Here is a 22672-nt window from a genome sequence, read left to right on the forward strand (position 1 = left end):
TGAGGAAGCTCAAGCGCGCAGACGTGCCCTAGAGGGCGGAGGTGGGGTAACGCTTGAGGCCAAGCGTTACCAGGCGAGGGTCATCAGTTGCCTACGATCTGGCCAGCATTCGCCGCGAGCCATCGTCGGGTAAGCGTCATTTCAAGGCTGAGGGTTACTGCTGCCAGATCCCTGGCCAGTGCCCGCGGGAGCGTCGGGAGTACCCATGCCCGGTAGCTTGTGATCGTTGCTCTGGCTCGCAGGAGGGCTGTCTGGATCATTGCCGTTCAGGCGAGGGTCAGTGTTGCGTGGCATGGGTGTTTCGATAGGGTTGAGCGTGCTGTCCGCGCCAGGCTTGGGCGCGCTGTTATGCGGGTCGTCCGGGTAGGTCGGGCCAGTACCGGCGGCCATGGCCAAAGGCGTTGCGAGCACGGCGGCAAGCAGCAGGAAGCGTTTCATGGGCAAGCTCCTTTGCGTGGATAAAGTGCCAGCCTTGCCGCGGAACAGACGTTGATCACGCGGCAAGGCCCTCATCTCACTTGAGCCTGACACCCCACGCTAGGTGCCAGTATCCCGACCAACGGTCAGACGAACTGCGCCAGCAACATGATGAAGATGATGCCGACCACCGACAGGATGGTCTCCATCATGCTCCAGGTCTTGAACGTTTCTGCTACGGTCATGTTGAAGTACTGCTTGACCAGCCAGAAACCGGCGTCGTTGACGTGGGACAGAATCAGCGAACCGGCGCCGGTGGCCAGCACCAGCAGCTCACGGTTGACCCCGGGCACCAGCGCGATCACCGGTGCAACGATACCAGCGCCGGTGATGGTCGCTACCGTTGCCGAGCCTGTGGCGATCCGGATGACCGCCGCCACCAACCAGGCCAGCATGATTGGCGATATCTGCGCTTGCACCGCCATCTGGCCGATGACGTTGCCCACACCAGTGTCCACCAGCATCTGCTTGAAGCCGCCGCCAGCGCCGACAATCAACACGATGGCGGCGGTGGGGGCCAGGCTCTGGTCAAGCATCTTCATGATCTGCTGACGGTTGAAGCCGCGCGCCGCGCCGAAGGTGTAGAACGCCAGCAGCAGCGCCGCGAGCAGGGCGGTGATCGGGTGGCCGATCAGGTCCATCCACTGGCGCACGATGTTTTCAGCGGGCAGCACCACATCAGCAAACGTCTTCAGCAGCATCAGCACTACCGGCAACAGCACGGTGATCAGGGTGATGCTGAAGCTTGGCAGGTTGCGCTGGTCGGACTCGCGAGCAATCTGGTCCATCAGCTCTTGTGATGGGTTGCCCGGGATGTAACGCGAGATGAAATTGCCGTACAGCGGGCCGGCGATGATTGCCGTCGGCAGCGCTACCAGCAAACCGTAGAAGATGGTCTTGCCGATGTCGGCATTGAAAATGCCGATCGCCAGCAGCGGGCCTGGATGCGGCGGCACCAGCCCATGCACGACGGACAGGCCTGCCAGCAGCGGAATACCGATCTTGACCAAGGATACCCCGGTGCGTCGGGCTACGATGAACACCAGCGGGATCAGCAGCACAAAGCCGATTTCGAAGAATAGCGGGATGCCCACCAGAAATGCGGCGAACATCATGGCCCAGTGCACCTTCTGTTTGCCGAAGGCGCGGATCAGAGTCTGCGCGATCTGGTCAGCGCCGCCGGAGTCGGCCATCAGCTTGCCGAGCATGGTGCCCAGTGCAAGCACGATGCCGACAAAGCCAAGCACGCCGCCAAAGCCGTCCTGAAACGACTTCATGACTTTGGCCACGGGCATGCCCGAGGTCAGGCCGAGAAAGCCCGCAGCCAGCGTCAGCGCAACAAAAGGATGCACCTTGAAGTGGGTGATCAGCAGGATGAGCCCGATGATGGTCACCAGGGCATCGAGTAGCAGGAACGTATCGGTAGCCAGTCCGAACATGATTAATGAGCCTCGGTTTTGTCTTTGTTGTTAGGCGTAGCGTTATGGAACTTCTGGTGCTTTTTAACGTCGAGACAGCGCTGTCTTTGGTGAGCTGGTAAACCGCCGCTCAGGCGATTCGCGCCAATGCCCGCTCACCGCAGGGCTTTAACCAGTCATGTACGCTTTCGGCCAGCGCGGCCACCGGCCGGGTAGCGTCCAGCGCCAGGGTCAGTGGCTCGCCGCGAGGGGATTCGAGGGCGGCAAACTGGCTTTCGATAAGGCTGGCAGGCATGAAGTGGCCAGGACGGGCGAGCACGCGCTTCTCGGCCTCGGCAGGGGTCAGCTCGAGGAACACGAAGCCTAGCTCAGGCACCGCTTCACGCAATGCATCGCGATAGCGGCGCTTCAAGGCAGAGCAGGTCAGGATTGGTCGTTCGCCGGCCTTGAGCGTGGCCTGTAGCTCCTGGCCCAGCAGCACCAGCCAACCGGCACGGTCGGCATCATCGAGCGGCACGCCAGCGCTCATTTTTTCGATATTGGCAGCGGGGTGGAAAGCATCGCCTTCGATCAGCCGACCGCCACTGCGGGCGGCAATGGCAGCGCCGATGCAGCTCTTGCCGCAGCCTGCTACACCCATTACCACGATCGCGGACAGGGGAGAGTTCATCAGTACCTCCTGCAGGTAAGATAGCGCTGTCTCGACATGGACGTCGATGTGTGGGCGCCACCCTCCCGGATGTTATTGGTCTTGTCTAACGCAGTATGGTCGCTCGACGCAGGGCAATTGATAAAGATTACATTGCCTGTGTCCTGGGACAGCGCTACCTTAGTGGCCGTTCCCCACCCTTGGCAAGTAGTAAAATTACAACACCCATGTCACGCACCGGCTCCCGCACTACTGGTCGTCCCACCCTGGCAGAAGTCGCCAGGCTCTCCGGCGTTTCACCGATCACGGCCTCGCGGGCGTTGCGCGGCGTCGCCACCGTTGCCCCTGAACTGGCCGAAAAGGTCCTCGCTGCAGCGGCCACCCTGGGTTACATCGCCAACCCGGCAGCCCGCGCGCTGGCCTCGGCGCGCAGCCATTCGGTGGTGGTATTGATCCCATCGCTGTCCAACCAGCTGTTCATCGATACCCTCGAAGCGATCCACGCAGTGATGCGGCCGCGCGGTCTCGAAGTGCTCATCGGCAACTATCACTACGACGTTGATGAAGAAGAGAACCTGATCCGCAACTACCTCGCCTATCAGCCCTGTGGCGTGCTGTTGACCGGCTTTGATCGCACCGAAGGTTCGCGCCATTTGCTGGCTGCCAGCCGAGTGCCCTGTGTGCACATGATGGAGCTGGGTGAGCAGGCAGATGCGGTGTCTGTAGGGTTCTCTCAGCAGCAGGCAGGCTACGCTGCCGCCCGCCATTTGATCGAGCGGGGTCGACGGCGGCTGGCGTTCATTGCCGCGCAGCTCGACCCGCGGGTAATGCAGCGCGCCGCAGGCTTTCGCCAAGCGCTGCTTGAGGCCGGATTGCAAGCGCCCGAACTGGAGCTGCTGGCCGCACAGCCCTCGTCAATTGGTCTTGGCGGCGAACTGTTCAGCCGCTTGATGGCACAGGCGCCGGAGGTCGACGGGGTGTTCTTCTGTAACGATGACCTTGCGCAGGGCGCAGTCCTGCAGGCCCTGCGCCAAGGCATCGCAGTGCCGCAACGAGTGGCCATGGTCGGCTTCAACGACCTGCCAGGTTCTGCCCACATGGTGCCGCCGCTGACCTCGATCCGGACCCCGCGTGCTGCCGTTGGTCGGGCCGCGGCGCAAGCGCTGCTGGCGATGCTCGATGGCAAGCGGGTGAGCGCCACACGTCAGGATCTGGGCTTTGAGCTGATGGTTCGGGAAAGCTCCTGAAGCGGATAATTGCAAGGTGATATCAGCGGCCTTGCGCCGTTTCGCCGGCGATCTATGCTGAGGGCACCCCGTCCATGCAAGGAGCCCGGCGTCATGTTCGATTACCATCGCAAATCCGATATCGTCGAAATCCAGCGCTGTCATCAGGCCTTGGTGGGGATGGAGGCCAGACTGGCCGCGATCAGTCGCTCGATGGCCATGATCGAGTTCACCGCCGACGGCGCTATCATTGCCGCCAACGATAAATTCTGCCAGGCATTGGGCTATAGCGCCCAGGAGATCGCGGGCAAGCATCATCGCCTGTTCTGCGATCCGGAGTACGCCAAAAGCCCGGCCTACCAGCAATTGTGGCAAGCGCTGGGCAGAGGCGAGGCCATCAGCGGTACCTTCGAGCGCGTCGACAAGGCTGGCCGCGAGGTCTGGCTGCAAGCCAGTTACATGCCCGTGCTGGATGAGCAACAGCGCGTCACCAGTGTGATCAAGGTCGCCTCTGACATCACTCAGCGAATCCACGACGAGCACGAAAGCGAAGCCCTGCTGCAGGCGATCGGCCGATCCATGGCAGTGATCGAATTCACTCCACAGGGGCGGGTGCTGACTGCCAATGCCAACTTCTTGCGAACCATGGGCTACCGCCTCGAAGAAGTGGTGGGCCGTCATCATGGGCTGTTTTGCCTCGCCCATGAGCGTGAGTCGGCCGAATACCGCGAGTTCTGGGCGTCGCTTAACCGCGGCGAGTACCATTCGCACCGTTTCGAGCGAATCAACAAGCAAGGGCAGGTTGTCTATCTGGAGGCTTCATACAACCCGATCTTCGATAACAAGGGCCGGTTGGTCAAAGTGGTCAAGTTCGCCAGCGACATCACCGCCCAAGTCAGCACTCAGCAAAGCGCCGCCGATGCCGCCCACGCCAGCTCCGTGCAGACTGACGCCTGCGCGCGTAAAGGCAGCGAGGTGGTGCAGCAGACCGTGCAGGTGATCGAACAAATCTCTCAGGAGCTGAGCGACGCTGCGCGGACCATCGACGCTGTCAGCAAGCAGTCGGAGATCATCGGCCAGATTGTATTGACCATTCGCGGCATTGCCGACCAGACCAACCTGCTGGCACTCAACGCCGCAATCGAAGCGGCGCGCGCCGGTGAGCATGGCCGTGGTTTTGCTGTGGTAGCCGATGAAGTACGTAATCTGGCTGCACGCACCAGCAAGGCCACCCTGGAGATCGTCGATGTGGTCAGGCAGAACCACGACTTGTCACTGACTGCGGTCGCCAGCATGCAATCGAGCTTGTCGCACACAGGGCGCGGCGTGCAGTTGGTCAACGAGGCGGGCACGGTCATTCTGGAGATTCAGCAAGGCTCGCGGCACGTTGTCGATGCGATCGGTCAGATCAGTTCGACTCTGCAATTGCATTGAGCCCAGCGCGCAGTTCACCTAGCAGGGTGTGCAGGCTTGCCTGCAATTGCTCCCGGGCGGCTGCGCTGGGTTGGTCCGAGGCCAAGGCCTGCTCGAGTGTCTCGCAGTCGCGTACGACCCCGCGCACCTTGAGCATTTTCGCGCCGCCCTTGATGCGATGCGCAAGGTCGCGTAGCGCAGCGCTCGGCGGGTTTGCTCCCAATGCGTGCAGGGCGGCCAGGTCTTCGGCGGCACTGCGTGCCAGTTGCTCGAGCAGACGTCTGATCAGTTGCTCGTCACCTTGGGTCAAATTACGCAACTGATCGATGTCGAATCCGCTTGGGCGCGGAGTTGGCAGATTCAATGCGCAGCGCGGCAAGTGCGCCTTGAGGGTATGCAGCCCGATCGGTTTGAACAGACAGTCGTTCATGCCGCTGTCCAGGCAGCGGACGCGCTCCTCGGCCTGCGCGTTGGCGGTAACGCCGATGATGGTGCAGGCTGGCTGGCCACTTGCGCGTTCCAGCGCACGAATGCTGCGGCTGAGCTCATGACCATCCATGACCGGCATGCTGCAGTCGGTGATAACCAGATCGAACTCGCCCGCTTGCCAGCTGGTCAGGGCCAGTTGGCCGTTTTCAGCCAACGTCACCTGATGACCGAGGCTGTTCAGTTGTTTGTCGAGCAACAGCAGGTTGGCCGGGTAGTCGTCGACCACCAGAATGCGCAGAGGTTGGCCGGGTTGCTGCTGGGTGGCCTCGCTGATCTGCGGCTGCGATGCAGGCGTTGCGCTGAGCAGCGCCAGTCTGACCTCGACGCGCGTGCCAAGGCCCTCGACGCTTTGCAGCTGCAGCGTGCCGCCCATCAGTTGGGCCAGGCTGCGACTGATCACCAGACCCAGCCCTGCACCTTGCTGGGCGCGTGGGCCGTCGACCTGGGCAAAGCTGTTGAACAGGCGCGCCTGGTTGACGGGGTTGATACCCACGCCACTGTCTTGCACGCATAAGGTCAGTTGCAGCAGCTCTGCCGAGGCCGGCGCGCAGGTGAGGCTGACGAGGATCTCGCCGCGGTCGGTGAACTTGATCGCATTGCTCAGAAGATTGGCCAGGACCTGCTTGAAACGCAGCGGATCGATCAGCACCCAGAGTGGCTGCTCAGGCAGCTCGCTGCGCAGTTGCAGGCGTTTGATCCGGGCATTGCCGTCAAATACGCGCAAGCTGGCACGGACCAGTTCGATCAGATCGGTCGGCACCGGTGTCAGGGTCATGTGGCCAGCTTCGATGCGCGAGATGTCGAGGATGTCGCCAATCAGCTCAAGCAGACCAATCGCGGAATCGTGGGCAGTCTGCAAGGTCAATGGGTCGCTGCGAGCGCCATCTTCCAGGGCCAGCTCCAGCAAGCCGATAACCGCGTTCATTGGCGTGCGAATCTCGTGGCTCATGGTGGCCAGGAAGGTGCTTTTAGCCTGACTGGCCTGCTCGGCAGCGTCCTTGGCCTGGCGTAGCTGCTCAAGCAGGCCCCGACTGAGGAGCAGTTGCGCCTGCAACGCCCGTTGGGCCTCGGTGCGCTGCTGGATCAGCTTGCGCAGATAGGTGTTCCAGAACACGACACCGGCCAGCAGCACGCCGCCGAGAACCAGCACCTGCAGGGCCAGGCTGCGATAATTGCGCCACGGGCTGTCACTGACCAGGGTGGTGTTGCGCCATCGGTTGACCAGTTGATCCAATTCGTCGGGCGGTATGCTCAGCAGCGCCTTGTCTACAATCGCATGCAGCTCAGGCTGATTGGCAGCCATGGCGAAGGCAGCCATCGCCGGTTCCTCGCCAAACAAGGCGGCAATGCGCAGGCGATGATTGAACACATGATCTATGTAATAGCGCGCATTGATATGGCTGCTCAAGGCGACTTCTGCTTCACCGTTGGCCACCGCTTCCATCAGCCCCAGTGGTGAATCGACTTCCACCAGCTTCGCCTGTGGATGTTGGCGCTGCACCAGTGCACCCTGCGGAGAGCCACGTACTACTGCGATCCGGCGGTTGTCGATCAATGCCGCCGGAGTGCTGGCGGGGTTGCCGGCGCGGGTTACCAGCACCCGCGGACTGACCAGGTAGGGGCGAGTGAAGCGCAAGCGTGCCGCGCGCTCGCTGCCGTAACCGATCGCGCCGATCATTTGCGCCTCGCCCCGCAGCAGTTGGTCAACCATTTCCTGGACGGCATCCACTTCGCTGATCTGAAAATCCAGCCCGGTGCGCAAGCTGATCTGCTTGAGCAGATCGGGGGCGATCCCGCTCGGGCGTTGCTCGGCGTCGTTGAAGGTCAGCGGCGCCAGGGACGGCGTGACCAGCACCTTGACGCTGCGGTTATGTTCGATCCAGTGTTGTTCGGCAGGGGTCAGCGGGGTGTTCAGGCGCTGGAGCAGGAGGCTGGTATTGCCGCTGCTCCAGCGCCGCAGAATGTTCAGCCGCTCGCTGTCGCTGATGCGGCTCAGGGCCTGGTTGAGCAACCTGAGCAGGCGCGAGTTGTCGCGGCGCGTGGCGAAGGCGAACGAGCCGCCGGGCAGCGCCGAAAAATGGTCGATGCGCACCTGGCCTTGGTAGCTCTTGCCGATCAGGTAGTCGGTGCTGATGGCGTCGCCCAGGTAGACGTCGGCGTCGCCCATGGCGACCGCAGACAAGCCGCTCAAGGTCGAGCGATAAAGTTGCAGCTGTGCCTGCGGATACTGGGCCTTGACCGTACTGGCCGGCAGGTAATGGTCGACCATCGCCAGCCGCAGCCCGGCCAGGTCATCGCCGTGGCGCACGGCCTTGTCCTGGTCCTGTCGAGCGACGATCACCGGCAGGTCGTCTGCATATGCCTGGCTCAAGGTAAGCTCGGCATTGCTGGCTTCGGTTGCGTTGGAACTGCCCAGCAGATCGATTTGCCCGTCCTGCAAGGCTTTGATGGCCTGTTCGCGGCTGTCAAAGCGCTGCACTTGAACGGCTATGCCCAACTGCTCGCTGATCAAGCCGGCATAGTCAGCATTGAGCCCTTCATGATCGGCTGGGGTGATATTGATTTCAAAAGGCAGGTAATCCGGCCCCGAGCTGCCGAGTACCAGTACCTTGTGCTGGTTCAGCCACTCGCGGTCATCGACGGCAAGGTCCAGTGGAGCAGCAGCGCTGCTCGAGCGTGCCAGCAACTGCCGTGGCTGACTGTCAGCGAGCACGGCCGCAGATGCGCCGCTAAGGCTGATCAGGAGTAGCAGTGTGCGCAGACCGGTCATGGCGTAAAGCTTCAGTTGACGCTGTTGCGCTTGGCCAGATCGATCATTTCCACCAGCGACTCCGACTTGAGCTTCTCCATGATGCGTCCGCGGTAGGTGCTGATGGTCTTGGCGCTAAGGTTCATGGACTCGCCAATGGCCTTGTTGTTTTCGCCCCGAGCCAGCCTGCGCAGTACCTCCATTTCACGGTTGGACAAACTGTCCAGTCGGGCGTTTTCAGACTCCAGCGAATTGCTGTTGACCGACATTTGCGGAAAGGTCGAGTAGCCCTTGATCAGTGCCTTGAGGGCGAATACCACCGACTCGATGTCTTCGTTCTTGTTGACGAAAGCGCCAATCCCGGCGTCCAGGCAACGCCTGACGTAGAGGTCGGCAGGCTGCCCGGTCAGGGCCATGATCTTGGGTGGTGGGTCCAGCAGCTGCAGGCGCTTGATCACCTCCATGCCGTCCAGCTCGGGCAGGCCGATGTCAACGATCACTACCTGGGGTGAGAGTTTGCGGGCCAGTTCCACGGCTTCCTTACCATCTTCGGCGGTGCCAATGACTCGAAAACGTTCGCGCTCAAGCAGCATGCGTACAGCCGTCAGAACGATTGGGTGGTCATCGACCAGCATCACGGTTGTCATTGCTAGCTCCTGTGGTGAAGAGGGTCCGTTGCCTGAATCACACAGGAACGTAGCTGAGGGTTGATCCGCAAGCCTCAGGCAGCGCGCAAGATACGTCGATTCTCAGTCCATGATAATGCCGAGTATATGCGTGATGAACAAACCAGGTGATTCTGAGGAAAATTCCTACAAAAAATACGGTAACAATCAGGATGCGGAAGGCCTTCCGGCCTGCCGGCGGTAGGAATCAGGCGCAGGGCGCGTGGTCTTTGATGACGCGCTTAGTTGAGGCGGGGTTGTTGCTCAGTGCGTTACCAACGCGGGTCGGCCGGCTTTGCAGCTGACCAGCGCAGTTCGGGCAGCGTCCGTGCAGACGTTGTTCGGCACAGCTACGGCAATACGTGCATTCGAACGAGCAGATCATTGCATCCGGGCTGTCGCCGGGCAGTTCGACGGCGCAGCATTCACAGTTGGGGCGTAGTTCCAGCATGGGCGTGGCTCCGATAGCAACAAGGTAGGTCGAGTCTGCTCCGCGCTGGCGGCGCTGGCAATCAGCCGTTGCCGGGGCGATACAGGTGAGCATGGCCGGCGCGATACAGGGCTGATTCGGCGAACGGTGTATCCCCAAGTACGTGACCGACCAGGATCAGCGCAGTTCGCCGAAAATCCCGTGTACTGGTGAGTCCGACGATGTCCGCCAGCGTGCCTTTGACCCAGTCCTGATCCGGCCAGGTGGCGCGATGGATGACCGCAACCGGGCAGTCAGCGCCGTAATGCGGCAGCAGCTCTGCGACGATCCGTGGCAGGTGCTTGACGCCGAGGTGGATCGCCAGGGTGCTGCCATGCCGGGCCAGATCGCCGAGTTGCTCGCCGGCGGGCATCGGCGAGCTGTCGCCGTAACGAGTGAGGATCACCGTTTGGGCGATGCCCGGCAGGGTCAGTTCACAACCCAGCAGCGCGGCGCTGGCCGCCGTTGCCGTTACCCCAGGGATGATCTGGTAGTCGATGCCCAACTCGCGCAAGTGACGGATCTGCTCGCCGATGGCGCCATACAGGCTCGGGTCACCGCTGTGCACCCGCGCCACATCGTGGCCTAGCGCATGCGCGCTGTGCATGGCGTCGATGATCTGCTCAAGGTGCAGTTCGGCGCTGTTGATGACAGTTTCGGCGCTGTGGCCCTCGAGCACTGCGGCGGGGACCAGCGAGCCCGCGTAGATGATCACCGGGCACTGCCGGATCAGGCGCTGGCCTTTGACCGTGATCAGTTCCGGATCGCCCGGGCCGGCGCCGATGAAGTAGACCGTCATGGCAAATCCTTGCAAATAAAATGGAGGCGATTATCCAGCACTGGCGAGGGCGAGGGTAGCGCCCGCCAACGTTTGCCGGGTGAGCACCAGCCGCGCGCAGCCGTGAGCACGCGCGGCCAAGGCCAGGGCGGTGCTTTCGGCTACGCCCCAGCAGCCGCTGTGGGCGAAGGCTGTAGCGGAGTGCTGGCTGAGCTGTGGGGCAAAACGCTGCAACTGCTCTGCGGGAAAAAACTGCAGCGCCAGTTGCAGGCGATCGGCCAGTTGATGCAGGCCCGCCTCGCTGACTTTCAGCTCGATACTGGCGATGCCCTGCACTGCATGCAGGGTTAAGCCAAGGCTGGCCAGACTTTGTTGCAGCAGCGCTTCAAGCAGGTCGGCGGGGCAGCCCTTGCGGCAGCCAACGCCGACATACACGGCGGGTAGCGGCTCAGACATCAAGTCTGCCGCGAGCGGCGGAACAACCACGCACTGAGCAAGCCCAGGGCAATCCAGAAGGCGGCATTGGTCAGCCACGAGGCGATCTTGAACTGGGTTGCCAGGGCTTCAGGCGCAAGACTTTCATGCACGCTCGGCTGCGGCGCGCCGATCACGTGTGGCAGCGCCAACAGCAGTACGCCGACTACCTTCAGCAGCCAATGCTGGGCAAACACAATCAGGCCCAGGCCGACCGCAGTTGCGGCCGCAGTGCCGATCCACCAGGTCTGGCGCTGGCCAAGGTCGGCTGCCGCCGTGCCCGGCAGCTCGGCCGGCAAGCCCAGCGTTGGCGCCAGGCAGAACACGGCAAAACCGGCCAGGCCCCACAGCGCTCCGGTGGCGACCCGGTTGGGTTCGCGCAGGCTGTACAGCGCTGCCAGCATCAAGGCAAAGCCGACTGCAACCACCAGGTTGCCGCCGGTGGTGGCCAGCACGCGCTGCCAGCCGTCTTCAGGCGCCCAGGCTTCGGCACTGTGCTCGTGGGCAGCAACGGCGCTGTCGCCATGCTCATGCTGGGCAGCCGGCGCTGGGCTCTCGAAGGTTTCCGCTTCGAGGATCAACGGGCTGATCCAGAAGCTTTGCAGCAGGGTCAGCAGCAGGGCGGCGAGCAGGCCGCTGAACCCTGCAGTACGGGCAATGCGCGTGATCATGCGAGTCTACTCAGTGGCAGGGGAAGGCAGCGCTGTGGCGCGTATCGTGGGCTGCGTTGTGCACCGCCTCGATGTGCGAGAAACCGGCGAAGTACACCAGGCACAGGCCAACCAGGCTGGCGCCGACGGCGATGACCAGGCGTTGACTGAGGCTGACGGGGGTGGCGATGCTGTGTTTGGCACTGGTGATGGGCATGACGCAATCCTCTGCTTGTTATAGGCAGGGGGCAAGCGCACCGGCCCCGGGCATGGATGGCCCAGGGCAATGCGACAGCGCCCGCCCACCGCGGGGTGTTGATATTCGACTACGCAGGCCGGTCTCCGGGCTCACGAGGAGGAGCAGGGCTCCTTGAAAAGCGTCACCTTCCCATGCCCTACATCCTGGCACAGTGGTCAAGACACTTCGCTCGCTTACCGTTGCGGGGGCAGCACCGGAGTAGTCGGGCTCTCCATTGAGGCCAGCGACGCACCGGTTTCCCGTTTCACCCCATAGGGGGCACCTGAACGCAAGGCGCTAGCAAACCATGCCGCAGCGGCGCGCTGCAAGTGACAAGTTGCACGCCAGCGTGCATTCAGCCGCCTATATATGGCAGATGACAGCCCCTAAAGCCGCTTGCAGCTTGCCGCCGGGGTGCGTAGCCTTGTCTGCTTCGAGGTTCTCCGGCGTGGCCGGAGCTAAGACGGGAACGCGGTCAAGCCGCGGCTGCCCCCGCAACTGTAAGCACTGATCAGGATCGACACAGCCACTGCGCCTTGCGCGGGAAGGCGTCATCCAACCGGCCCGGCGCCGGTGCGGTGCAAGCCAGGAGACCTGCCTCGAGACGATTTCGACTTTAATCCGGGCGGGGTGATCCGGAGGCGAACAAGCCCGGCTGTGACAGCCTGCGGCGCTCGTCCTGCATGCCCGCGCCATTCTGCCAAGGGCACACGCATCCATGAAAACACTGGCCAAACTCCCCGTCACCATCGTCACCGGCTTCCTCGGCTCGGGCAAAACCACGTTGCTGCGGCACATGCTCGACAACGCCCAGGGCAGGCGCATCGCGGTGATCGTCAACGAGTTCGGCGAGCTCGGTATCGACGGCGAAATCCTCAAACAATGCACCATCGGCTGCACCGAAGAAGAAGCCTACGGGCGTGTCTTCGAGCTGGCCAACGGCTGCCTGTGCTGCACCGTGCAGGAAGAGTTCTTCCCGGTCATGCGTGAGCTGGTGGCACGTCGCGGCGATCTGGACCACATCCTGATCGAAACCAGCGGCCTGGCCTTGCCCAAACCGCTGGTGCAAGCCTTCCAGTGGCCAGAAATCCGCAACGCCTGCACGGTCGATGCGGTGATCACCGTGGTCGACAGCCCGGCAGTGGCTGCCGGTACCTTCGCAGCGTTCCCAGACCAGGTCGATGCACAGCGCAAGCTCGACCCGAACCTTGATCATGAGTCGCCGCTGCACGAACTGTTTGCCGACCAGCTGGCCAGCGCTGACCTGGTGGTGCTGAACAAGGCCGACCTGATCGACGCCGAAGGCCTGGCCAAGGTTCGCGCCGAAGTCTCCGAAGAGCTGCCGCCGGCGGTCAAGGTCATCGAAGCCAGCAGCGGCCGCCTGCCGCTGGATGTGCTGCTGGGCCTGGGTGCCGAATCGGAAGCGCACATTGATGGGCGCCGAACTCATCATGACAGCCACCATGACGACGATGATCATGACGATCACGACCATGATGCCTTCGACTCGATCTCGCTGGATTTGCCAGAGGCCGATGAGCGCTTGCTGCTGGCGGCCCTCAACCAATTGGTAGTGGAGTTTGGCATCCTGCGCGTGAAAGGCTTTGCAGCCATCCCGGGCAAGCCGATGCGTCTGCTGATCCAGGGCGTAGGGACCCGCTTCGACAAGCATTTCGACCGGGCCTGGGGCGCTGACGAGGCGCGCATCACGCGCCTGGTACTGATTGGCCAGGAGCTTGACGCCATTCAGCTCGAAGCCCGTCTGCGTCAGGCTCTGGAAGCCTGATCCATGCACCTGTTGCGCACCCAGCCCGGTGGTTTTGTCCCGGACGACAGTATTGCCGACCTCGGCCAGACTGCCGCCGAACTGGTCATTCTGTGCAGCGGTGACTCGCACCTGGCGCTGCTGGCCGAAACCGCGGAACAGCTGCCTGGCGACTACCCCAGCGTGCGCCTGGCCAATCCCATGCAGGTGCAAAACCATGCCTCGGTCGACCTGTATGTCGACCAGGTGCTGCGCCATGCAAAGTTGATCCTGGTATCACTGCACGGCGGCGTTGGCTACTGGCGCTACGGCATCGAGCAGTTGGTCGAGCTGGCGGCGCGCGGTGTTCAGGTGATCATGGTCCCGGGCGATGATCGGCCTGACCCCGAGCTCACCGGTTTGAGCACGGTCAGCAGCGACCAGGCCGAGCGCCTGTGGCACTACCTGCGCCAGGGCGGCAAGGCCAACGCGCTGAATCTGTTCAACTGCGTGGGCAACCTGTGGTTCCAGCGCGACTATGCCTGGCAGGAGCCGGAAGCGCTGGCCCGTACCGTGGTCTACCACCCAGCCAAGGCCAGTGCGCAGTTGCCGGACTGGTACGCCGACTGGGATCCTGCGCTGCCGGTGGCGCCGCTGCTGTTCTACCGCTCGCACCTGCAGGCGGCCAACACCGCGTTCATCGACGTGTTCTGTCAGCGGCTGCAGATGGCGGGGCTCAACCCGTTGCCGATCGCTGTAGCCAGCCTCAAAGAGCGGGCCTGTCTCGATCAGGTTGAAGCGTGGATGGATGAGGTCCAGGCCGAGGTGGTGATCAACACCACTGGCTTTGCCTTGTCCAGCCCCGAGCGCCCCAACGCGCGGCCGCTGCGCCGGGATGTACCGGTGTTGCAGGCGATCTGCGCGCAGGACAATCAATTGGGCTGGGAAACCAGCGAGCAGGGCCTCGGCGGCCGCGATCTGGCCATGCACATCGTGTTGCCGGAGCTGGACGGGCGGATCATCACCCGGCCGGTCAGCTTCAAGGACCTGGCCTGGCGCAGTGAACGCAGCCAGGCGGATGTGGTGTGCTATCGCGCCCACCCGGAACGCATGGACTTCGTCGCCGAGCTGGGCCGTCGCTGGGTCGCGCTGGCGCGCTTGCCGAATGGGCAAAAGCGTGTCGCGCTGATCCTCGCCAACTATCCGACCCGCGATGGCCGGATTGGTAACGGTGTCGGCCTGGACACGCCGGGGGCGGCCTTGAACATCCTTGAGGCGATGCGCGCTGCGGGTTATCCGCTGGACGAGCTGCCGGCCACCGGCACCGCGCTGATCCAGCACTTGCTCGGCGGCGTGACCAACGACCTCGACAACCTCGATCAGCGCCCATGCGCGCAGAGCCTGAGCCTGGCCGACTACCAGGCCGCGTTCGCTCAGCTGCCGGCAGAAAACCGGGCGGCCGTGCTCGCCCGCTGGGGCGCCCCTGAAACAGACCCGATGTGCCGCAGCGGCCGCTTGATGGTAGCGGGCCTGCGCTTTGGGCAGACCTTCGTCGGTATCCAACCGGCGCGCGGTTATCAGGTTGACCACAGTGCGGTGTACCACGACCCGGATCTGGTTCCGCCGCATGGCTACCTGGCCTTTCACTTCTGGCTGCGCCACGCTTATGCAGCGGACGCCGTCATTCATGTCGGCAAGCATGGCAACCTCGAGTGGTTGCCAGGCAAGGGCGTCGGTCTGTCGGCGCAGTGCTGGCCCGACGCGCTGCTGGGGCCGATGCCGAACATCTACCCGTTTATCGTCAACGACCCGGGCGAGGGCGCCCAGGCCAAACGCCGCACCCAGGCGGTGATCATCGACCACCTGATGCCGCCGCTGACCCGCGCCGAGAGTTACGGCCCGCTGCGCGACCTCGAACAGCTCGCCGACGAATACTACGAAGCCCAGCTGCTTGATCCGCGCCGTGCGCAGGAGCTGCAGCGTGACATCCTGGCGCTGGTCAAGGCCAACCATATCGACCGAGAGCTGCAGCTTGAAGGTCAGCTGGATGATGCTGCCGTGTGGCTGCCGCGCCTGGATACCTACTTGTGCGACTTGAAAGAGTCGCAGATTCGCGATGGTTTGCACGTGTTCGGCCAATCGCCGCAAGGCCGCCTGCGCAGCGATACGCTGCTGGCGTTGCTGCGGGTCGAGCGCGGTGACGGCAAAGGCGGCAACGCCAGCCTGATTCGTGCTCTGGGCAAAGCCTTCGAGCTCGGTTTCGATCCGCTCGACTGCGACCTCGGTCAGCCTTGGCAAGGGCCACGGCCGGCCATGTTGCAGGCACTGGACGACGCGGCCTGGCGCACCCACGGTGATACGCGCGAGCGCCTTGAACAACTGGCGTTGACGTTGATTGAACAAGCGCTGGCCGGCAACCTGAAGCTGCCCACCGAAGAACAATGGCAGGGCGTGGCACAGGTACTTGAAGAGCTGCTCTCGGTTGTCGCGCCAAACCTCGACAGCTGTGGCGGCGCCGAGCTCGAGGGCCTGCTCGCGGCACTGGCTGGGCGCTTCGTCGCGGCAGGCCCCAGTGGCGCACCGAGCCGCGGCCGGCTTGATGTGCTGCCGACTGGGCGCAATTTCTACACCGTCGATGTGCGCAACTTACCCACTACCACTGCGTGGCGACTGGGCTTCGCCTCGGCCAACCTGATTCTTGAGCGGCACCTGCAGGACCATGGCGATCATTTACGCCAACTCGGCCTTTCGGTCTGGGGCACCGCGACCATGCGTACCGGTGGCGACGACATTGCCCAAGCCATGGCCTTGATGGGCGTACGCCCGGTGTGGGCCACCGGCAGCCAGCGCGTCGACGACTTCGAGATCCTGCCGGTGAGCTTGCTCGACCGGCCACGGGTCGACGTCACCCTGCGTGTGTCAGGCTTCTTCCGTGATGCGTTCGGTAACCTGATCCGCCTGTTCGACGCCGCCGTGCAGGCAGTGGCGGCACTGGACGAGCCAGATCACCTCAACCCGCTGGCGGCCCGCGTGCGGGCTGAGCGCCAGGCCCTGATCGAGACAGGCATCGAAGCCGAGCAGGCTGCGCGCCAAGCTGGTTGGCGGGTGTTCGGCGCCAAGCCCGGTGCCTATGGAGCCGGGGTGCAGAACGCCATCGACGGCCGTCTGTGGCAGGACCGCAAGGACCTGGCGGAGGTTTACCTCAACTACGGCAGTTACGCTTACGGTGCCAGTGACGAGGGCACGCCCGCCCGTGCCCAGTTTGCCACGCGGCTGGGCCAGGTGCAGGCAGTGCTGCAGAATCAGGACAACCACGAGCACGACCTGCTCGACTCCAACGATTATTACCAGTTCCAGGGCGGCATGCTGGCCGCTGCCGAAACCTTGCACGGCGAGGCGGTAGCGAGTTACCACGGCGATCATAGCCAGGTCGACCGACCACGCATCCGCACTCTCAAGGAAGAGCTCAACCGAGTTATCCGTGCTCGGGCGCTGAACCCAAAGTGGATCGACGGCGCCAAGCGCCACGGCTACAAAGGCGCGTTCGAGCTGGCAGCGACGGTCGACAACCTGTTCGCCTTCGACGCCACCACGCACCTGATCGACGACCATCATTATCAGGCGCTGGCCGAGGCCTATGTGCTTGACCCGGCGACCCGTGAATTCATGCGCGAGCACAACCCCGAGGCCCTGCGCGACCTGACCGAGCGTTTGCTGGAGGCCCAGCAACGCGGCCTCTGGGAAGAACCCGGCAGTTACCGTGATGCCCTTGAGGAGCAGTTGCTCGAAGGTGAGGAAGACCACTGAAATGACTGAACCGATGCAGTTTCCGCTGGCCGCCGTGGTCGGCGCCGAGGCGCTCAAGCTGGCATTGTGCCTGACCGCAATCGACCCAAAGATCGGCGGCGTGCTGATCGAAGGCCCGCGCGGCATGGCCAAGAGCACCCTGGCCCGTGGCCTGGCAGACCTGCTCGGCAGCGCCGAGCAGCAGCCACCCTTTGTCACCTTGCCGCTGGGCGCGACCGAAGAGCGCCTGGTCGGCACGCTGGACCTCGACGCAGCGCTGGGCCAGGGCAAAGCGCAGTTTTCCCCTGGAGTGCTGGCCCACGCCGATGGCGGCGTGCTGTATGTCGACGAAGTCAACCTGCTGCCCGACCCGCTGGTTGACCTGTTGCTGGACGTTGCTGCCAGCGGCACCAACCGCATAGAACGCGACGGCATCTCCCATCGTCATTCGGCGCGGTTTGTCTTGATCGGCACGATGAACCCGGAGGAGGGCGAGCTGCGCCCGCAACTGCTTGATCGCTTCGGCCTGAACGTGTCGCTGGACGAGTTGCCCGAGCCGCAGGCACGCCAGCAGATCATCCGCCGGCGCTTGGCCTTCGACAGCGATCCGCAAGGCTTCTGCGCCGAGTGGGCCGGTGCGCAGCAGGACCTGCGCGAGCGCTGCCAGGCAGCGCGCGTGCGCCTGGAACAGATTGCGCTGGATGACCAGGCCCTGGCCTGGATCACCGAACGCTGTTTTGCTGCCGGGGTCGATGGCCTGCGCGCAGATCTGGTCTGGCTGCGAGCTGCACGTGCTCACGCTGCCTGGCGCGGCAGCGAGCACATCGATGAAGAAGACGTCACCGCCGTAGCCGAGTTTGCCTTGCGCCATCGCCGCCGCGAAGCCCCAGCCCAGCAACCGCCAAGCCCAGCGCCGGCGCAGTCGCCAGCCATCAGCAATGCCAGCGCGGGGCAGGGCGGCGACAGTGCTGCACTGCCAGCCCAACCGGTTGCAGCGGGGCCGCGGCGTGAGGTACCAAACTGGGCAAAAAAGCCCTGAGCATCCGTCAGCAAGGTTTGTCCGCGGCGGATGCCAAGCCCCGGCCAGGCAGCTTGCGCGGTGCTGCGCGTGGACAGGCGCGCAAGGCCGCTGCCGGGCGTGTCGCCTGGCCGGCGACCCTGCTCAAGGGGCGGCCAAAGCAGCGTGGCGATTTGTGCTGGCAGCAGCGTCAGGGGCAACCGGCAGAGCTGTGGCTGGTGATTGTCGATGCCTCGGCGTCAACCCGCCGACATCAGGCGCTTGCCCAGACCAAGGGCGTGCTTGCCGAGCTGTTCGATCAAGCCTATCGCCAACGCGCACGTCTGGCTCTGCTGACCGCCAGTGGTCGTTCGGCCCAGTGGCAGCGGCATGGGCTGAAAGCTTCGGCGGCACTGCAGCCCTGGTTGCAGGCCCTCGGCGCGGGTGGCGGCACGCCGCTGATCAGCGCCTTGGAGCAAGCTCGGCAATGGCTGCAGGCACGACACCAGCGGCATCCGCAGGAGGTCCAGCGTTGCCTGGTGTTTACCGATGGTCGCCTGCAACGCTGGGGCGCGCTGCAGCCGATGCCCTGCACGACCTGGTTGATCGACATGGAATTGGCGCCAGTGCGGGTCGGTAAAGGCAGATTGCTAGCGCAGCAAATGCAGGCCGAGTATCAGCATATCCAGCACTTCAAGCAGCTGCGCTGATATATATCCAGACGTCACGAATGGCGGCTGCGACAGGATGTCGCGCTAACGAGAGAGTTGCCATCAAGGCACAGTGCGAGTTGCTAAAAGTGCGCGCCAGGCACGCACTTTTAGCATCAACAAATGCTTACTTGGGCATCGACCAAGGTTGCAAGTCATAACCCTTCTGACACAGTTCGGCGCGCACTTCCTCGATCAGGCTGGCCCATTGCGCCGGGTCTGAATAAATACGCGAGGAGACTTGCTTGCTGCCGATACGGGTGTTGGTCCGGTCGATCACTGCCAGGCTCAGTTCACCAGTACCGTTGGGTGCATCCCAGGCAACGCACTGGAAGGGTTCGAAGGCGTGGTCGGCAATCAGCAGTGCTTCGTTGACACGGAGCGGGGCATTCATGGTTCGGTCTCTCTATGGTCCCAAACAGCGAAAGTAAGTCCGCGCTGTATCAAAGGTGCCAAGGTAAATAGCGCGGGGTTATGGATACTGATGCTCGCTGAGCAGGGTGAAGTCACAGCCTTGATGAATTTTTTTTTGCAAATACTCAAATCCGCGCAGGTGCCCGGCTCAGACGGCAACAATTTGTAAAAGTCGGCGTGTAGCGGAGTTGCCGGCGGGCAGTCGGCAGACCAACGGTACTGGGTAAGTTGGAGTTCGTTGCTACTGTTAATTCGGGCGCTGCAACGTATTGTTTCTACTTAAAAAACCAACAATTGGCGCCAAGGAACGGTCATGCTCGAAGCTGCAGCGCAACGTCGCCTGTTGATCGTCGACCCGTGCGACGACTGCCACCGTCTGTTACCGGGCCTGCGCGGTGCCGGTTGGGACGTGCACAGCTGCACCCTGGCGGCGGCGCTTGAGCATCCTTGCGATGTTGGCGTACTGCGCCTGCAAGCGTCGCACCTGCAGGCGCCTGATGCGGTCAAGGACATGATCAAGCGCAGCAATACCGAATGGATCGCCGTGCTCAATGCCGAGCAACTGCGTGCGCAGAACGTTGGCGACTTTGTCTGCGAGTGGTTTTTTGACTTTCATACCTTGCCGTTCGACGTTTCCCGCGTGCAGGTAACCCTCGGCCGCGCCTTCGGCATGGCCCGCCTGCGTGGCAAGGGCGCAGTGCAGGTGAACAAGCCCGAGCATGAACTGCTGGGTGACAGCCGGCCGATACGCGAGCTGCGCAAGCTGCTCGGCAAGCTGGCACCGACCGAGTCGCCAGTACTCATCCGCGGCGAGAGCGGTACCGGCAAGGAGCTTGTCGCGCGGACTCTGCACCGTCAGTCGCAGCGGCACGATAAGCCGTTTATCGCGATCAACTGCGGGGCGATCCCTGAACATCTGATCCAGTCCGAGCTGTTTGGCCACGAGAAGGGTGCATTCACCGGCGCGCACCAGCGTAAAGTCGGGCGCATTGAGGCAGCCAACGGTGGGACCCTGTTCCTCGATGAAATTGGCGATCTACCGCTTGAGCTGCAGGCCAATCTGCTGCGTTTTCTGCAGGAAAAGCACATCGAGCGTGTTGGCGGCGATCAACTGATCCCTGTTGATGTGCGGGTTTTGGCTGCTACCCATGTGGACCTTGAGCAAGCCATCGAGCGCGGCAAGTTTCGCGAAGACCTGTATTACCGGCTCAACGTGCTGCAGGTGGTCACTGCGCCGCTGCGCGATCGGCACGGTGATCTGTCGATGCTGGCCAGCCATTTTGCCCAGTTTTACAGCCTGGAGACCGGGCGCAGGCCGCGCTCGTTCAGCGACAGCGCGCTGGCCGCGATGGGCCGGCATGAGTGGCCGGGCAACGTGCGCGAGCTGGCCAATCGGGTCAGGCGCGGGCTGGTGTTGGCCGAGGGCCGGCAGATCGAGGCGCAGGATCTGGGTTTGCAGGTGCTGGTCCCCGAGGAGCAGCCGCTGGCGACGCTGGAGGATTACAAGCACCGTGCTGAGCGCCAGGCCTTGTGCGATGTGCTCAACCGGCATTCGGACAATCTGAGTATCGCCGCCAAGGTGCTGGGCATCTCTCGACCCACCTTCTATCGACTCTTGCACAAACACCAGATCCGTTGATTGGGACGTGCAATTGCTCTCCTGCTGCCCTTGGACATTGAACTGGGCCAGTTAACCCGCCCGGCGCAAGGTGAGGTTTATCCGGCGTGCGCCCATCCGTGGGTGGGTGCCGGGCTTGACCGGCATTACCCCGTGAAAGCGCAGGCGGTCTTCGCCGCCCCATACCAGTACGTCACCGTGATTGAGGGCGATGCGCTGGGTCGGGTCCTTGCGTTGCATCCCGCCGAACAGAAACACCGCCGGCAACCCTAGCGAGATGGACACGATTGGATGGGCGAAGTCATTTTCGTCGTGGTCCTGGTGCAGGCTCAGCTTGGTGTCGGCAAGGTAGTGGTTGATCAGGCAGGCATCGGGGGTGAAATTATCGAAGCCAGCGGTTTCAGCCGCGTTACGGGCGACCTGCAAGAAGCTCTCAGGCAGGGCTGGCCAGGGCTGTTGGGTGAGCGGGTCGTGCGGGCTGTAGCGGTAGCCTTGCTGGTCACTGACCCAGCCAAGCGAGCCGCAGTTGGTGAGCGCGACGGCCATGGCCTGGCCACCTGGGGTGCGCATGTGCCGAAACGGGGCTGCGCGCAGGATTGGCCGCAGGTCGTCCAGCAGGGTTTCGACCTGAGGCAGTACAAAACCTGGAAGCAGGACCGTCTGCGCAGCCAGGCGCTGCGGGGATGGGCCGAACAGGTCGAGGTCGGACTGGATCATCTGGCTAAGGCTTGGCGTCGTTGGTTTGGGTTCAGGTGTACCTAGCGATGCAACCCATACTAACGGCAGGGTGCGCGTCATGTCGCGCTGGTCCGCTCGGCGGAGCTCCTACCAGACAACGCCAAGACGTCTGCAAACGGGCTTGGGCAACTGATAACCTACTGGTTTTGTGTGAAGGATCACCATGAACGACAAGCTGCTGGCCGCCATGTTGAGCTGTACCTGTCTGCTGGGGAGCGGGTCTGCTCAAGCCTGGACCAAAGACGGTGACAAAATCGTCTTCCAACGCGAAGAAATCAGCCATTGCGATGACTACGCCATGGACGCAGGGGCAATCATGCTCGGACGGCAGTCGAACGAGCCGCCTTACTACGGCACTGATGAGTATCGGCCGCCGACAGCCGCGACTTATACCCTGCGCGACATCCTGTCCAGGCAAGTGTTGGCTTATCCTGTGCGCGATACCGAGCAAGAGCGACGCAAGGACCTGGAAGACTTCGTGCAAAAAGCCAAAGCCATGTGCGTGCAAGCTTACATGGAGTCAAAGCCGGCCAAGTCTGCGCCTTGATCCGGCGCTGGCAGTTCAGCCCAAACTGGGCTATTGCTGATGAACTGGCGGTGAGGCCGCGCTTGGAGGTAAACGATGAAACGAGTATTGAGCATCATCGCATTGGTATCGCTGGCCGGCGTCGCCAACGCAGAGATCCCGATGGTGAACGCTACCTGCCCGGGCAACCTCGAGGTTCACACCGATGAAGGCGGGCCGTTGTTCATCAATGGCAAAGAAGCCAAGTTGAAGAAGATCAATGACAACTACTTCGAGGCCAAAGGCGGCGGTGTGACCGTATCGTTATCGATCAGCCCTGATGGTACGCCGAGTATGTCCTATACCGGCAAAGGCGGGGCGAATGGCATATGCGAAATAGCCGAAGAAGATTAGATCGTGAGGGTTGCCACAAGGGTTCATCAATCGCCCTTCGCACGACCTGAC

Annotated in this window: 20 protein-coding genes, 2 pseudogenes and 2 riboswitches; of the genes and pseudogenes, 10 read left to right on the forward strand and 12 right to left on the reverse strand. The window is 62.9% G+C overall.

All coding sequences use genetic code 11. From position 1 onward, the window contains the following. Positions 1-141 precede the first annotated feature (141 nt). The 3 genes from AC58X1_RS02065 to AC58X1_RS02075 form a co-directional block, all read right to left on the reverse strand. A complete protein-coding gene (locus tag AC58X1_RS02065; protein ID WP_497428197.1) occupies positions 142-438 on the reverse strand; it encodes a hypothetical protein in 297 nt (98 codons plus the stop codon). 125 nt (positions 439-563) lie between these two features. Further along, entirely contained in the window at positions 564-1916 is a 1353-nt protein-coding gene (locus tag AC58X1_RS02070; protein ID WP_103437193.1) for a GntP family permease, read from the reverse strand. Positions 1917-2025: 109 nt separating this feature from the next. Next, a complete protein-coding gene (locus AC58X1_RS02075; protein WP_150569379.1) occupies positions 2026-2565 on the reverse strand; it encodes a gluconokinase in 540 nt (179 codons plus the stop codon). 206 nt (positions 2566-2771) lie between these two features. On the opposite strand from AC58X1_RS02075, the gene gntR reads away from it, so the two are divergent. The 3 genes and pseudogenes from gntR to AC58X1_RS02090 all read left to right on the forward strand — a co-directional run. After that, positions 2772-3791 (forward strand): HTH-type transcriptional regulator GntR, encoded by a 1020-nt coding sequence (gene gntR / locus AC58X1_RS02080; RefSeq protein ID WP_181107158.1) that lies wholly within the window; start codon positions 2772-2774, stop codon positions 3789-3791. 159 nt (positions 3792-3950) lie between these two features. Next, positions 3951-4667: pseudogene (locus AC58X1_RS02085) on the forward strand (PAS domain-containing protein); the annotation flags it as partial. 108 nt (positions 4668-4775) lie between these two features. Continuing rightward, positions 4776-5204 (forward strand): annotated as a pseudogene (locus tag AC58X1_RS02090) (methyl-accepting chemotaxis protein); the annotation flags it as partial. Here AC58X1_RS02090 and AC58X1_RS02095 read toward each other — a convergent pair. From AC58X1_RS02095 to AC58X1_RS02125, 7 genes are all read right to left on the reverse strand, one after another. Next, positions 5179-8442 (reverse strand): transporter substrate-binding domain-containing protein, encoded by a 3264-nt coding sequence (locus tag AC58X1_RS02095; protein ID WP_497428198.1) that lies wholly within the window; start codon positions 8440-8442, stop codon positions 5179-5181. The pseudogene AC58X1_RS02090 and the gene AC58X1_RS02095 overlap by 26 nt on opposite strands. Positions 8443-8453: 11 nt before the next feature. Continuing rightward, complete coding sequence (locus AC58X1_RS02100; protein WP_150569375.1) at positions 8454-9068, reverse strand: response regulator transcription factor; 615 nt, start codon at positions 9066-9068, stop codon at positions 8454-8456. A gap of 226 nt (positions 9069-9294) precedes the next feature. Next, the gene (locus AC58X1_RS02105; protein ID WP_150571954.1) at positions 9295-9537 is read right to left on the reverse strand and encodes a DUF1272 domain-containing protein; all 243 of its coding nucleotides are present in this window, start codon (positions 9535-9537) and stop codon (positions 9295-9297) included. Positions 9538-9598: 61 nt separating this feature from the next. After that, positions 9599-10354, reverse strand: a complete 756-nt coding sequence (gene cobM / locus AC58X1_RS02110) for a precorrin-4 C(11)-methyltransferase (RefSeq protein WP_497428199.1) — start codon at positions 10352-10354, stop codon at positions 9599-9601. A 30-nt stretch (positions 10355-10384) separates the two neighbouring features. Next, positions 10385-10789 carry a cobalamin biosynthesis protein gene (locus tag AC58X1_RS02115; protein ID WP_181107154.1) on the reverse strand — a complete coding sequence of 135 codons (405 nt, stop codon included), beginning with the start codon at positions 10787-10789 and terminating at the stop codon, positions 10385-10387. Then, a complete protein-coding gene (locus AC58X1_RS02120) occupies positions 10789-11478 on the reverse strand; it encodes a CbtA family protein (protein WP_150569371.1) in 690 nt (229 codons plus the stop codon). Before AC58X1_RS02120 ends, AC58X1_RS02115 begins: the two co-directional genes overlap by 1 nt. A gap of 10 nt (positions 11479-11488) precedes the next feature. Continuing rightward, positions 11489-11674: a CbtB domain-containing protein gene (locus AC58X1_RS02125; protein ID WP_101319064.1), complete on the reverse strand. Its 186-nt coding sequence runs from the start codon at positions 11672-11674 to the stop codon at positions 11489-11491. A gap of 99 nt (positions 11675-11773) precedes the next feature. Beyond that, positions 11774-11997, reverse strand: a riboswitch (cobalamin riboswitch). A gap of 117 nt (positions 11998-12114) precedes the next feature. Next, positions 12115-12311: riboswitch (cobalamin riboswitch) on the forward strand. Between the two features lie 102 nt (positions 12312-12413). Between AC58X1_RS02125 and cobW the strand changes: the two genes are divergently transcribed. From cobW to AC58X1_RS02145, 4 genes are read left to right on the forward strand one after another with little or no spacing between them, the layout of a single operon-like run. Continuing rightward, positions 12414-13481, forward strand: a complete 1068-nt coding sequence (cobW, locus tag AC58X1_RS02130) for a cobalamin biosynthesis protein CobW (protein WP_188035845.1) — start codon at positions 12414-12416, stop codon at positions 13479-13481. Between the two features lie 3 nt (positions 13482-13484). Then, on the forward strand, positions 13485-17246 hold the full coding sequence (cobN, locus tag AC58X1_RS02135) for a cobaltochelatase subunit CobN (RefSeq protein WP_497428200.1): 3762 nt from the start codon (positions 13485-13487) through the stop codon (positions 17244-17246). Position 17247: 1 nt separating this feature from the next. After that, complete coding sequence (locus AC58X1_RS02140) at positions 17248-18264, forward strand: magnesium chelatase ATPase subunit I (protein WP_497428201.1); 1017 nt, start codon at positions 17248-17250, stop codon at positions 18262-18264. A gap of 53 nt (positions 18265-18317) precedes the next feature. Continuing rightward, a complete protein-coding gene (locus AC58X1_RS02145) occupies positions 18318-18932 on the forward strand; it encodes a vWA domain-containing protein (protein WP_497428202.1) in 615 nt (204 codons plus the stop codon). A gap of 127 nt (positions 18933-19059) precedes the next feature. Here AC58X1_RS02145 and AC58X1_RS02150 read toward each other — a convergent pair whose 3' ends face one another. Then, a complete protein-coding gene (locus tag AC58X1_RS02150) occupies positions 19060-19326 on the reverse strand; it encodes a hypothetical protein (RefSeq protein ID WP_101319072.1) in 267 nt (88 codons plus the stop codon). A gap of 333 nt (positions 19327-19659) precedes the next feature. Here AC58X1_RS02150 and AC58X1_RS02155 point away from each other — a divergent pair, with 333 nt between their 5' ends. After that, on the forward strand, positions 19660-20985 hold the full coding sequence (locus AC58X1_RS02155) for a sigma-54 dependent transcriptional regulator (protein WP_188035849.1): 1326 nt from the start codon (positions 19660-19662) through the stop codon (positions 20983-20985). A 51-nt stretch (positions 20986-21036) separates the two neighbouring features. Here the strand turns inward: AC58X1_RS02155 and alkB are convergent, their stop codons facing one another. Continuing rightward, on the reverse strand, positions 21037-21681 hold the full coding sequence (alkB, locus tag AC58X1_RS02160) for a DNA oxidative demethylase AlkB (RefSeq protein ID WP_101319076.1): 645 nt from the start codon (positions 21679-21681) through the stop codon (positions 21037-21039). A gap of 184 nt (positions 21682-21865) precedes the next feature. Between alkB and AC58X1_RS02165 the strand changes: the two genes are divergently transcribed. Beyond that, the gene (locus tag AC58X1_RS02165) at positions 21866-22249 is read left to right on the forward strand and encodes a hypothetical protein (RefSeq protein WP_497428203.1); all 384 of its coding nucleotides are present in this window, start codon (positions 21866-21868) and stop codon (positions 22247-22249) included. 75 nt (positions 22250-22324) lie between these two features. Beyond that, positions 22325-22621, forward strand: coding sequence for a hypothetical protein (locus AC58X1_RS02170; protein ID WP_220633539.1), 297 nt, complete (start codon positions 22325-22327; stop codon positions 22619-22621). Positions 22622-22672: the final 51 nt, after the last annotated feature.

The organism is Pseudomonas sp. PGPR N4, assembly GCF_059693665.1.

What these genes read in the sequence shown, in the direction of transcription:
- gntR (WP_181107158.1), top strand. Translation starts at nt 2,772, where the DNA reads ATGTCACGCACCGGCTCCCGCACTACTGGTCGTCCCACCCTGGCAGAA.
- AC58X1_RS02120 (WP_150569371.1), bottom strand. Translation starts at nt 11,478, where the DNA reads ATGATCACGCGCATTGCCCGTACTGCAGGGTTCAGCGGCCTGCTCGCC.
- AC58X1_RS02170 (WP_220633539.1), top strand. Translation starts at nt 22,325, where the DNA reads ATGAAACGAGTATTGAGCATCATCGCATTGGTATCGCTGGCCGGCGTC.
- AC58X1_RS02165 (WP_497428203.1), top strand. Translation starts at nt 21,866, where the DNA reads ATGAACGACAAGCTGCTGGCCGCCATGTTGAGCTGTACCTGTCTGCTG.
- AC58X1_RS02115 (WP_181107154.1), bottom strand. Translation starts at nt 10,789, where the DNA reads ATGTCTGAGCCGCTACCCGCCGTGTATGTCGGCGTTGGCTGCCGCAAG.
- AC58X1_RS02065 (WP_497428197.1), bottom strand. Translation starts at nt 438, where the DNA reads ATGAAACGCTTCCTGCTGCTTGCCGCCGTGCTCGCAACGCCTTTGGCC.
- AC58X1_RS02125 (WP_101319064.1), bottom strand. Translation starts at nt 11,674, where the DNA reads ATGCCCATCACCAGTGCCAAACACAGCATCGCCACCCCCGTCAGCCTC.
- cobM (WP_497428199.1), bottom strand. Translation starts at nt 10,354, where the DNA reads ATGACGGTCTACTTCATCGGCGCCGGCCCGGGCGATCCGGAACTGATC.
- AC58X1_RS02075 (WP_150569379.1), bottom strand. Translation starts at nt 2,565, where the DNA reads ATGAACTCTCCCCTGTCCGCGATCGTGGTAATGGGTGTAGCAGGCTGC.
- AC58X1_RS02140 (WP_497428201.1), top strand. Translation starts at nt 17,248, where the DNA reads ATGACTGAACCGATGCAGTTTCCGCTGGCCGCCGTGGTCGGCGCCGAG.
- AC58X1_RS02155 (WP_188035849.1), top strand. Translation starts at nt 19,660, where the DNA reads ATGCTCGAAGCTGCAGCGCAACGTCGCCTGTTGATCGTCGACCCGTGC.
- alkB (WP_101319076.1), bottom strand. Translation starts at nt 21,681, where the DNA reads ATGATCCAGTCCGACCTCGACCTGTTCGGCCCATCCCCGCAGCGCCTG.
- cobW (WP_188035845.1), top strand. Translation starts at nt 12,414, where the DNA reads ATGAAAACACTGGCCAAACTCCCCGTCACCATCGTCACCGGCTTCCTC.
- AC58X1_RS02070 (WP_103437193.1), bottom strand. Translation starts at nt 1,916, where the DNA reads ATGTTCGGACTGGCTACCGATACGTTCCTGCTACTCGATGCCCTGGTG.
- AC58X1_RS02100 (WP_150569375.1), bottom strand. Translation starts at nt 9,068, where the DNA reads ATGACAACCGTGATGCTGGTCGATGACCACCCAATCGTTCTGACGGCT.
- AC58X1_RS02150 (WP_101319072.1), bottom strand. Translation starts at nt 19,326, where the DNA reads ATGAATGCCCCGCTCCGTGTCAACGAAGCACTGCTGATTGCCGACCAC.
- cobN (WP_497428200.1), top strand. Translation starts at nt 13,485, where the DNA reads ATGCACCTGTTGCGCACCCAGCCCGGTGGTTTTGTCCCGGACGACAGT.
- AC58X1_RS02095 (WP_497428198.1), bottom strand. Translation starts at nt 8,442, where the DNA reads ATGACCGGTCTGCGCACACTGCTACTCCTGATCAGCCTTAGCGGCGCA.
- AC58X1_RS02105 (WP_150571954.1), bottom strand. Translation starts at nt 9,537, where the DNA reads ATGCTGGAACTACGCCCCAACTGTGAATGCTGCGCCGTCGAACTGCCC.